Origin of the sequence: Dolichospermum sp. LEGE 00240 (genome assembly GCF_015207875.1) — a bacterium.
In the GTDB taxonomy this organism is placed as follows: Bacteria; Cyanobacteriota; Cyanobacteriia; order Cyanobacteriales; family Nostocaceae; genus Dolichospermum; species Dolichospermum gracile.
The window spans coordinates 91,788-102,191 of sequence record NZ_JADEVZ010000008.1 but is presented as its reverse complement, the minus strand read 5'-3'; the positions used below and the strand labels follow the sequence as shown (position 1 = coordinate 102,191).

9 protein-coding genes and 1 pseudogene are annotated in these 10,404 nt (G+C 35.2%); 2 read left to right on the top strand and 8 right to left on the bottom strand.

The genetic code is table 11. The features are described from left to right. Positions 1-114 precede the first annotated feature (114 nt). The 3 genes and pseudogenes from IQ226_RS04705 to IQ226_RS04695 all read right to left on the bottom strand — a co-directional run. The gene (locus IQ226_RS04705) at positions 115-3,219 is read right to left on the bottom strand and encodes a TIR domain-containing protein (RefSeq protein ID WP_193892691.1); all 3,105 of its coding nucleotides are present in this window, start codon (positions 3,217-3,219) and stop codon (positions 115-117) included. Beyond that, a complete protein-coding gene (locus IQ226_RS04700) occupies positions 3,212-3,721 on the bottom strand; it encodes a hypothetical protein (RefSeq protein ID WP_193892689.1) in 510 nt (169 codons plus the stop codon). Before IQ226_RS04700 ends, IQ226_RS04705 begins: the two co-directional genes overlap by 8 nt. Positions 3,722-4,154: 433 nt before the next feature. Beyond that, positions 4,155-4,289, bottom strand: a pseudogene (locus IQ226_RS04695) (HAD family hydrolase); the annotation flags it as partial. Between the two features lie 562 nt (positions 4,290-4,851). On the opposite strand from IQ226_RS04695, the gene uvrB reads away from it, so the two are divergent. Continuing rightward, positions 4,852-6,849: an excinuclease ABC subunit UvrB gene (gene uvrB, locus IQ226_RS04690; RefSeq protein WP_370567081.1), complete on the top strand. Its 1,998-nt coding sequence runs from the start codon at positions 4,852-4,854 to the stop codon at positions 6,847-6,849. 87 nt (positions 6,850-6,936) lie between these two features. Continuing rightward, positions 6,937-7,497: a Uma2 family endonuclease gene (locus IQ226_RS04685; protein WP_193892685.1), complete on the top strand. Its 561-nt coding sequence runs from the start codon at positions 6,937-6,939 to the stop codon at positions 7,495-7,497. A 46-nt stretch (positions 7,498-7,543) separates the two neighbouring features. Here the strand turns inward: IQ226_RS04685 and IQ226_RS04680 are convergent, their stop codons facing one another. From IQ226_RS04680 to IQ226_RS04660, 5 genes are all read right to left on the bottom strand, one after another. Further along, positions 7,544-8,173, bottom strand: coding sequence for a hypothetical protein (locus IQ226_RS04680; RefSeq protein WP_193892683.1), 630 nt, complete (start codon positions 8,171-8,173; stop codon positions 7,544-7,546). Between the two features lie 3 nt (positions 8,174-8,176). Next, complete coding sequence (locus tag IQ226_RS04675; RefSeq protein ID WP_193892680.1) at positions 8,177-8,524, bottom strand: STAS-like domain-containing protein; 348 nt, start codon at positions 8,522-8,524, stop codon at positions 8,177-8,179. 18 nt (positions 8,525-8,542) lie between these two features. After that, positions 8,543-9,481, bottom strand: coding sequence for a hypothetical protein (locus IQ226_RS04670; protein WP_228039239.1), 939 nt, complete (start codon positions 9,479-9,481; stop codon positions 8,543-8,545). Positions 9,482-9,714: 233 nt separating this feature from the next. Further along, positions 9,715-9,972 (bottom strand): hypothetical protein, encoded by a 258-nt coding sequence (locus tag IQ226_RS04665; protein ID WP_193892678.1) that lies wholly within the window; start codon positions 9,970-9,972, stop codon positions 9,715-9,717. 74 nt (positions 9,973-10,046) lie between these two features. Next, on the bottom strand, positions 10,047-10,316 hold the full coding sequence (locus tag IQ226_RS04660; RefSeq protein ID WP_193892676.1) for a hypothetical protein: 270 nt from the start codon (positions 10,314-10,316) through the stop codon (positions 10,047-10,049). Positions 10,317-10,404: the final 88 nt, after the last annotated feature.

Here is a 10,404-nt window from a genome sequence, read left to right as displayed (position 1 = left end):
CAAGCACTTAATATTTTTTGTCTTATATCAGTCGAATATGCTGCTGCCATATATCTCAATTATTTTCTTTTTTTTACATCTTTAAAGTTTACCATCTTTGTACCGCGTTTGATCTCAAACTGCTGTAATAGTCTGATCTTGTCCACAACTAATAAGTCTTTGTCCATCAGGAGTAAATACTACAGATTCTACAGCACCTTTATGTCCTTTGAGTTGCTTGATCTGTTTTAATTCATATTTATCTTCTTTCTCAGTTTTTTTTATTTCCCATAGTGTAATAATGCAATTATGCCCAGTACTAGCAACAATTGGTTTTGTGGGGTTACACGCAACAGAAAGTATTCTTTGACCTTCATTCACATAGCATAGTTTATTCATCTGGGGATTCTCATTATCAGAATTAATCTCCCATAGTATTAGTTGCCTATCAAAACCACCGCTAACCAAAAGGTATCTATTTTGTGATTCTTGTTTTTCTGAAGACAATAAACTTTGAGTGTTTGTAATAAAAGCAATACTATGAACTTGATCTTGATGACAACTCTCCTCTTCTCCCAGAACAGTCTGCTTCATCTCATTAGCTGATTTTAACTCCTGGTTATTGTCTAAAATTTCTATCAGCCTAATAGTTTTATCACGACTACTATTAGCTAAGTAACGACCATCTGGACTAAAAGCTAGGGATAACACTCGGTCGGTGTGATTCGTAAATCGGGATAATACTTCTATATTATTCAGATTTGTTAGATCCCATAGAATAACTATATTATCATTCCCTGTACTAGCTAAAATATTTTTTGTAGGATGAAAAGCAACACATCGAACGCGTTTATTATGTTTTGTGTTAAGTGGGTGGTTTGTTTGTGATCTATCTTCTGGTTTACAATTTATATATTGCCACTTGTTATCTTTGAACTGCCACTGCCACAGGCCAATAGTCTTATCTTCACTAGCACTAGCTAGAAGTGTTCCATCATGGTTGAAAGCTACAGACCAAACCCAATCAGTATGTTTGGAAGTGGGGTGAATAGGAATAGGAATATGTGTGCGATCATTGTAATTCCAAATATAGATTTTATTATCTTCACACCCACAAGCAAAAATTTGTTTGTTGCTAGAAAATGCCACCGACCAGACGCGATTAGCATATCCTCTCAAATTATCTTGACAGTTCCATTTTTTTTGGTCTTTATTCCAATCCCAGAGTTTGACAGTGCGTCCATCACCACCGCTTATTAAAAATCGAGGTTTATCAGTGTTAGGACTAAATGCAATGCTTCTGATCAAATGTGTATGACCATTGTGGTCTTGGTTTTCTGAACGAGAATTATCCAATGTGTCAATCAGTTTCCATTTGTCTCCAGTTAAATCAAACAGCAGAATTTTATGCTCACTCTTATTTTTATCCTCACTCTTATCTTTATCCTCACTTTGTTCAGGGGTATTCTTACAAATACATCCAATTGCAAGAATACTCCCATCGCAACTAAATGCTAGTGTACGTATTTCCTTAATATTTTTTTTATAGTCATATTTTTGTTTATCTTCGTCCAATAGCTCCAATTCTTCTAAGTTTGTTCTAGTGTTAGTATGGAAAATTTTCAATTCTCCATCTTCAGATCCAGTAGCTATAATTTCTTTTGTTGCATTAAACGCAATACAACGTATTAATTTTTTATGCCTCTTACGTTCTTGGTAAAATATTTGAGGATTACGTGTACTTAAATCCCAACCAATAAAATCTCCCTCTTGGCTACAACTATAAAGAATACTGTTATCAATAAAAGTCATACAAGACACATTACTGGCTGCCAAATGTATCATCTCATTCTCTTTAATTCTATAGACAGTTATTGCATTATTTCCATCTCCTCCAAATGCCAGAATATTGCTTTCAGCATCAAGGCTAAAGGCTACTGATAATACACGTCCTGTTTCACGCCATGAGTGGGTTTCCTTAAAATTGAGTTTGCCTGAAGTAAGGTTTTCAATCTCGAACAACTTAACGCTACCATCTTCTGCTGCTAATGCAAATCGTTGAGAATTAGTTCCTAAACTAAAAGCCACTGACCAAATCTGATTTCCTGCTCCCTTTTCAAAAAAGCACAGGGCCAAATTTTCTGTATTATGTACTCTAATTAATCCATGAGCATCGCCTGTAGCAAAATAATTACCATCAGCATTAAAAGCAATGGAGTGAATACATCCTAAAGGTTGAGTAAAAATACAGTTCTTCAGGTCAGAGTCATTAAAATCCACTCCTGTTAAGATAGCGTCTCGGAAGTCAACACCCCAAATATCCATTTCTGATAGATCCCGGTATTTAAAATCTTTTTCCTCGTATAATTGCAACAATAAGTTGAGAATATTTCCTGCTGTATAGTTGTTTTTCAGAAATTTATGTTTTTCCATAGTGTCTTGTTCATTGAACAATAGTTTTCTGATTATCTTAACAATTTCTCCTTTACTTTTTCCTTTTTTTTCTAGCTTATTTTTAATTTGATTCATAATGTATTTATTTATCAGTAATTCTTGAGAATTTCTATATGCAGTAAAAATAGGAATTTGACCCAATAATGGCAATATTTTATCTTTGCTTTTATCGTTATTTTCTGAAATAGCATCAACCACATTATCAATAATTTTTTCAATAGCTTCAAACCATATTGTAGCGTCGGTGTAGGGATTATCCTTTCTATCATAAATATCTTGAATTACTAAGTCTACTAACTTTTCTTTATTCGGTATTTTTCCTGGTTTTGGTTTGATCTGTTGTGCTGGAATATCTTCTGATTTTTTACCCGTTATGCCCCATTGTAATAAATCTAAAATACGTTTATTGACAATTTTATTGACTATCTCACCGTCATAAATATTTATATAATTGAATTCTTTCAAAAAAAGCATATCCGGGGGTAAGTCGGACACTTCTGGCAATAACACAGGAATTACTGGTATATTCTGTTTTAAACACATTGACAAAATTACTTTTAATTCCAGTCCTTGCCACATTCCTAATCCACTTTTTCCAATAAATATAGCGGCTGATTTACTTAATGGAATTCCTTTTTGTATTGCATCTTGAAATAAACTTCCTGGACGAATTTCTTCTCCATCTAACCACGAGGTTATACCACGCTTTTTAAGTGCTTCATAAATAACTTTAACTACAGGCTTATCTATACTATTGTGAGCTAAAAAAACATCAAATTCAGCCATTGTTCACTTCCTTTTGTTTTTCCTTGACTCCAGCAATTTCCGCTAATGCGTTGGCATATTTTTCCAAGTCTTTCCTCAGTAATTCTAACTCAGCCCGCAATTTTGTTTCTTCAGACCAATTGCGCTCATGTTCTTTCGCACTCAGATGAGGAGGACGCTGTGCTTCCCATGTTTGTAAGAGAGGATGCCACTTAGCAAGGAAAGGACGCAAACCGTTATTTAAGACTGCGATCGCAATTCCTCCCACTGATCCCACATCAGGACCTGCTTGCTTTAAAACTTCTCTTGTTATAGAGAACAAGTCGTGTAGAGATTTCAAAGCTTCCCGTAAAAGTCCTTGGTCAGTTTCCAAAGGCTCTACTGCAATGCGGGTAACAAGTTCAACATAGATTGACCATGCGGCCTTACTCTTTGTTGGGTCAGGTTCCAATTCAACAGAACCAATACCAAAGGGAAGGCTGAATGATAGTTTTTTGATTTTGAGAAACTTAAATATACGCATAAATTTATGGACGATGCTGTTTGTCATACATAGGACTTACGCAAGTGTCACACTAAAAATCTGTTATGGGGTGCGTCAGATATCAACAATCTGTTTATTTCCAGGATTTATGCAGTCTGACGTACCCTACCAATGTGCCAGTTGCGTAAGTCCTGATATATTTAAATCTAAATGATGGATGTATTTATTTATGTAAACTCTAATTCATTTTCTGAATTTATTTGAGATATAGATGTCAATATCAGTTACAGATATTCTTTTAGTACGCAAGTATATTTATCTTCAGTATAAACTACCGATTTTGGTTAATTTTGACTAAATATGTCATATTACTTAAAAATCAAACTTTAGATAGTTGACGGGTAGGACGAGAGTATCAAATTGCAGTTCTCGGTAATGAATAGGCGGAACTGCTTGCAGCAGCGCTTCACTATCGCCCTGTAGAGTAGACTATCTTTGTCCCATATTGTTGACGATGTTGTTGCAAGCGATCGCTCAACTGCAATAATGCCTGATCATCCCCAACGAAGGTATGATCTAAATCGGTTACGAATAAGAACTTAGTCACAGTTAACTCCTGTTGTGAGGTTAATTCACAAAAAGTGTATGCTGTTTTGGCACTTAGCGCAGAATTGATGAATTTAGCCCCGTATCCTCTGCCTCAACTTGTCACAAAACTAACTAAGGCTTACCAATCAAAAATATTGATAAACTCTTTAGCAGTGATCATCGGACAAGAAAAATTATCTTTTAAACTGAGTAAATCGCGATTGCCTGTCACAAGATTCGACAAAGAAAAATACACCTGTTTTGAGACACCATCAGCCAAAACCTGAACTTTTTTGTGATAAAAATCCGCGAAACCCTTATTAATAAATGGTTTTAGCTTTATTTAGCCATCCCTAAATAGAAAAAAATTTTTTTTTGGCTTCTGGGGGGTTGACTTGTGCGGCGCGCGGTGATATTGTAGTAATGGGAATTTGTGCTTTTATAAAAATTTTATCTACACTCCATTATATGAATGTAGCACATCGCCGGCGATATTACAAGCCAATCCCTGAAAAAAAATTTCGCGCCAAACGTAAAACTGAGAAATTGTGTAGAATTGCTAGGTGTAACCTTGAAGCTAGATAATGGATTTTAATCTGCAAGCACCTTTTGTCCCCACCGGTGATCAACCACAAGCGATCGCTCAACTTTCTGCTAGTATTCAAAAAGGAAATCATTATCAAACATTACTGGGTGCGACAGGAACCGGGAAGACATTTTCCATAGCCGCGGTCATTGAGAAAGTCAGTAGACCTACCCTAGTATTAGCACATAATAAGACATTAGCCGCCCAGTTGTGTAACGAACTGCGGGAATTTTTTCCTAATAATGCAGTTGAGTATTTTGTCAGTTATTACGATTACTATCAACCGGAAGCATACATCCCTGTTACTGATACTTATATAGAGAAAACATCAGCGATTAATGAAGAAATAGATATGTTACGACATTCCGCCACCCGTTCCTTATTTGAACGCAAAGATGTGATTGTCGTCGCCTCAATTAGTTGTATTTACGGCTTAGGAATGCCTGCGGAATACCTGAAAGCCGCAATTCGGTTACAATTGGGAATGGAAATTGATCCGCGTCAAATTTTACGGGATTTAACCGCAGTTCAATATAGTCGTAATGACATCGAAATGGGTCGAGGAAAATTCCGAGTTCGGGGTGATGTTTTAGAAATTTCTCCTGCTTATGAAGATAGAATTATTCGGGTTGAATTTTTTGGAGATGAAATTGATGCTATTAGATATGTTGATCCTGTTACTGGCGAAATTCTCCATAGTTTAGAAGCAGTAAATATTTATCCTGCGCGTCACTTTGTTACCCCCAAAGAAAGAGTAGAAATAGCTTGTGAAGATATCGCCACCGAATTAAAACAGCAACAACTAACATTAGAATCAATGGGTAAATTAGTTGAAGCACAACGCATTGATCAACGCACACGTTACGATTTGGAAATGTTAAGAGAAGTGGGATATTGTAACGGCGTAGAAAATTATTCCCGTCATTTAGCAGGTAGACAAGCAGGAGAACCACCGGAATGTTTAATTGATTATTTTCCCAAAGATTGGTTATTAGTAATTGATGAATCTCATGTTACTGTTCCCCAAATTCGCGGAATGTATAACGGAGACCAAGCGAGAAAAAAAGTATTAATAGATCATGGTTTTCGACTTCCCAGTGCGGCGGATAATCGTCCTTTAAAAGCCGAAGAATTTTGGCAAAAAGTCAATCAATGTATTTTCGTTTCTGCGACTCCAGGAAATTGGGAATTAGAAATTTCTGAAGACAATATTATTGAACAAGTAATTAGACCAACGGGAGTAATTGACCCAGAAATATTTGTGCGTCCCACAGAAGGACAAATTGATGATTTATTAGGAGAAATAAAAGATCGAGTTGACCGTCAGGAAAGAACTTTAGTTACCACATTAACTAAACGCATGGCGGAAGATTTGACGGAATATTTAGAAGAGAGGGGAATTAGAATCAGATATTTGCATTCGGAAATTAATTCCATTCAACGTATCGAAATTTTACAGGATTTACGAAATGGTGCTTTTGATGTGTTAGTCGGTGTCAATTTACTGCGGGAAGGTTTAGATTTACCGGAAGTTTCTTTAGTTGCAATTATGGATGCAGATAAGGAAGGATTTTTACGGACTGAACGTTCTTTAATTCAAACTATCGGGCGTGCTGCACGTCATGTTAAAGGAAAAGCAATTTTATATGCTGATAAATTAACAGATAGTATGATTAAAGCCATTGATGAAACTGATAGAAGAAGAGGCATCCAAATGGCTTATAATAAACTACATGGAATTACACCGCAACAGATTATTAAGAAACAAACTAATTCGATTTTATCATTTTTAGATGCTTCCCGACGATTAAATGCCACCGATTTGAAAATAGTTGATGAACATTTAGATGAATTATCCTTGGAAGATATTCCAGAGTTAATTACTTTGTTAGAAAAACAGATGAAAGAAGCTGCGAAGAAGACGGAATTTGAGGAAGCGGCAAAATTGCGCGATCGCATTAAACATCTGCGGGATAAAATGTTAGGTAGGTAAGTGATAATGGGGATTTTTTCAACTAACCACAGAGGCACAGAGGACACGGAGAGAGTGAAAATTTAAACTAAATCTTTACTAAAATCTATGTTAACTAACATTCGTCAAATCACGGTTAATGAATATCACCAAATGGCGGAAATGGGTATATTTCACCCAGAAGAACGCTTAGAGTTAATATCAGGACAAATTATCAAAATGGCTGCTAAAGGAACTGCACACGAAGCTGCTATAACCCGCACACAAAGAATCTTCAATCAACGTTTAGGTAATCAAGTTTTAATTAGAACTCAGTCACCAATTAAACTTGATGATTACTCAGAACCAGAACCAGATATTGCAGTTGTTAAAACCAATGCTTTAGATTATGAAGATCATCATCCCCAACCATCAGAAATCTTTCTAATTATTGAAATTGCAGATTCTAGTCTGAAATATGATCGAGAAGTAAAAACTTCAGCTTATGCTAAATCAGGCATTATTGACTATTGGGTTTTAGACCTTAACGGGCGTAAATTATATGTATATCGTTTACCCAATGCAGAAGGTTATCAAAGCGAAAGTATTTTGGGAGAAAATTTAACAATATCACCTTTAGCTTTTCCTGATTGTCAAACTAAGATTAGGGATTTTTTGATGAAGGTTTAAAGTAATCACAAGGTAAAATTTTAGGTATATAAACTTAATTGTATGATTAACGCACTATTAATTTTTTCTGTTTAGTAGCTTCCTGAATTACATAGGAGTTGCTGGTAAAAATCTGAATACCAGGAACAACACTATAATCTAAATCATCAGTAATGATTTTAACTGTTCCTGCTCCTGCTCTACTAATTGCTTCTAGAAGTAATAAATCATAACCATCAACTGCTTGAGTTTGAAACCGTTTGAGTGCTGCATCAGTCGTAGAATCATCTACTGTTAAATCAATAGGAATTGCAATTTTTTTGATTCGTCGCCAAGTAAACTGAACTTCAGCTACAACATTGGCTCTTTCTGTTGGATAATTATGCCGATATTCCTTAATGGGTAAATATCCATTAGATTGAACATAAATCTCATATTCAGTTTTCTCAATAATATGTGCAAGTTCAGCTAAAGTTAGTCCTGAATAAGTTAACGTAGCTCCATTTAACAGAGCTAAATTAAGATAGTTAAAGTAATTTCTTCTCTTTTGTCGTTGAGCAGGTTTAGCATTAAATCCAGCGTTGGCGTAGGTTCGCCAAAACCATACGTTTGTATCTACCAAGAAAATATCGCTTTTCTGTGGAATGTCATTTCTAATATCTATCACATCAGCTAGAATGTTTAAATTAATTGGCATATATCAAATACTTTCAGCCATATCTGTCATTACAGCATCCACAGCATGACGATATTTTTCATCTGAATAATACCGTTTTGCCTTAGTCATTATATATTGTAGAACATCCCATCCATCATCATTAAGAGAAGTAAATTCTATAAGTTGATTCAGTTTCTCTGGAGAAATGTCTTTCAACAATTGACCAAACGCAAAGTTCATAAATGGAGAAGCAAAAACTTTCACCCCCGTAAAATCTAATTCTACTGGTTCGCCACGTAGTAAGCAGGGATGAATAATTTCATACAGTTTTTGACCAGGCTCCTCAGTAGTTGCTAATTCCCCAACCATATTGTAAATGTTATGTATCATATCTTTACCTCCTCTTTTCTAGAATATTCGCCTCTTAAGTTGAGAAACTATGGCTTCGCCACGTAAACTATCAGAAGCTAAACAGTAGTATTTCTCGTCACATCGAAAGGCTATATTAACCAGCGTTCCGGAGAAATTAGTACATACGTTTTCATATATAGTACCATTATCGCTTATGTTGACGTATCCGTCATTACTGAAAATCATCAAATTTCCACGATTTTTGAGTATAAATTGCTCTAAAAGGTGTAAACCTGCACCTCTATCTATGTCTTTATCATTTTTAGTGCTATTTCCTGACATAAATGCCCACTCTATGGCTTCAATAGCTGTCATTGTCGTATTTTCGGATAAAGTTCGAACACTTTCAGGAATACCAATACCAAAATCAACGACTGTTAACTGAAAAGTACCAGCTTTAGGATAGTGTTGACCGCAGCTATAAACACCGATTTGAGATTGGCTGTGTTCAAAAGCATTAAGATATATTTCTAAAACTTTTCCTGTAATAGCATCTTGTAACCTGGAACTAATATTTACCCAACCCCTACCTAACCACTGATATCTTAGATAATCACCGATTATTTGTTGGTCATATTGGTGATCACTTCTATAGGGTATAGAATTACCATCCCAAGGTTTTTGATAGTGACCAAAATCACTCAGGAATCCATTTTGAGCCAAATTCACACGAATTTCTTCTAGAAGTGTCTTCCAACGAAAAGTGACATTTCCACCCCTATATTCAAATAGACGAGCTATTCCCCCTAAAAAGGTAACACCGATGTGTCCCAGGAATCCGCAATAGTGGAAATCAATTATCAATTCCAAGCAATCTTCAGGGAGTTGCAATATATCATACCAGTCTTTCAAAAGCATCTCTACATGACGCGGATAGTCTTTTATCGTATCTACATACAAAACTGGCGGTTGGTTTTTGGTAATTACTAATGACAAAATAACTCCAAATAATTATGATTCTCTAGAATTTTGACCATTAGATGTCAATAATACTAGATTTCACAACTTCATTGGTTATTTTTGGCTAGAATAATATATTTTTCTCCCTCGCATTAAGCATCTGCGAGATAAAATGTTAGGGAGATAAACTATCAGCTATCAGCAGGAAAAAAAGAGGAAGTTTTTACTTCCTCATAAGTAAGCGTTAAAAATAATTACCTAAAAATTGTTCACAATACTAAATAGACAGCGCTTCTAGCCAGATCAAGAGTAAAAATCTTATTATCGTAAAAACTCAATGGACCACGATATGCTGTTTCTAAGTTATTTATACCATCATAAACAGTCGTTAAGGCAACATCAGCACCACGTCCACCTAAGAAGGGTAAAGGTATAATACCAGTACCTAAAATTTGTTGTATTTGCTCTGAATTTAAGTCATCCAAAAATATCTTTTCCCGTAAGTCAGAAATTATGATTGTAGCCATGATCTTATTTCCTCATCAAACAGTGAACAGTTTTGGTAAGTGTGACAAAATCGCCCTTGAATCTGCTGAAATAATTAACGATTTACCCAAGCATTAACTGTCCGAGCGTAATCTATCGTATTGAATTTATTATCATGAAAGTTACCTGCTCCTTCATAAGTGGTTGATATGGTATTTATACCATCATAAACAGTGGTTATAAAAACATTAGGACTGAGTCCTAAATAGGGATAAAATCCTCCTAAACCTCTTCCTAATAAAACACCTAATTCTGGTGGCTTTAAATCATCAACAAAGGTTAATAAATGACTAGAATATAAGTCATTTATCACTATTTTCTTCATTGCTTTATCCTCTACATCTTTAATGGGTTTAACTATTTAATTCTGACATTTATCTGTTAAGAATAATCAAAAAGTTGCATATTAACAC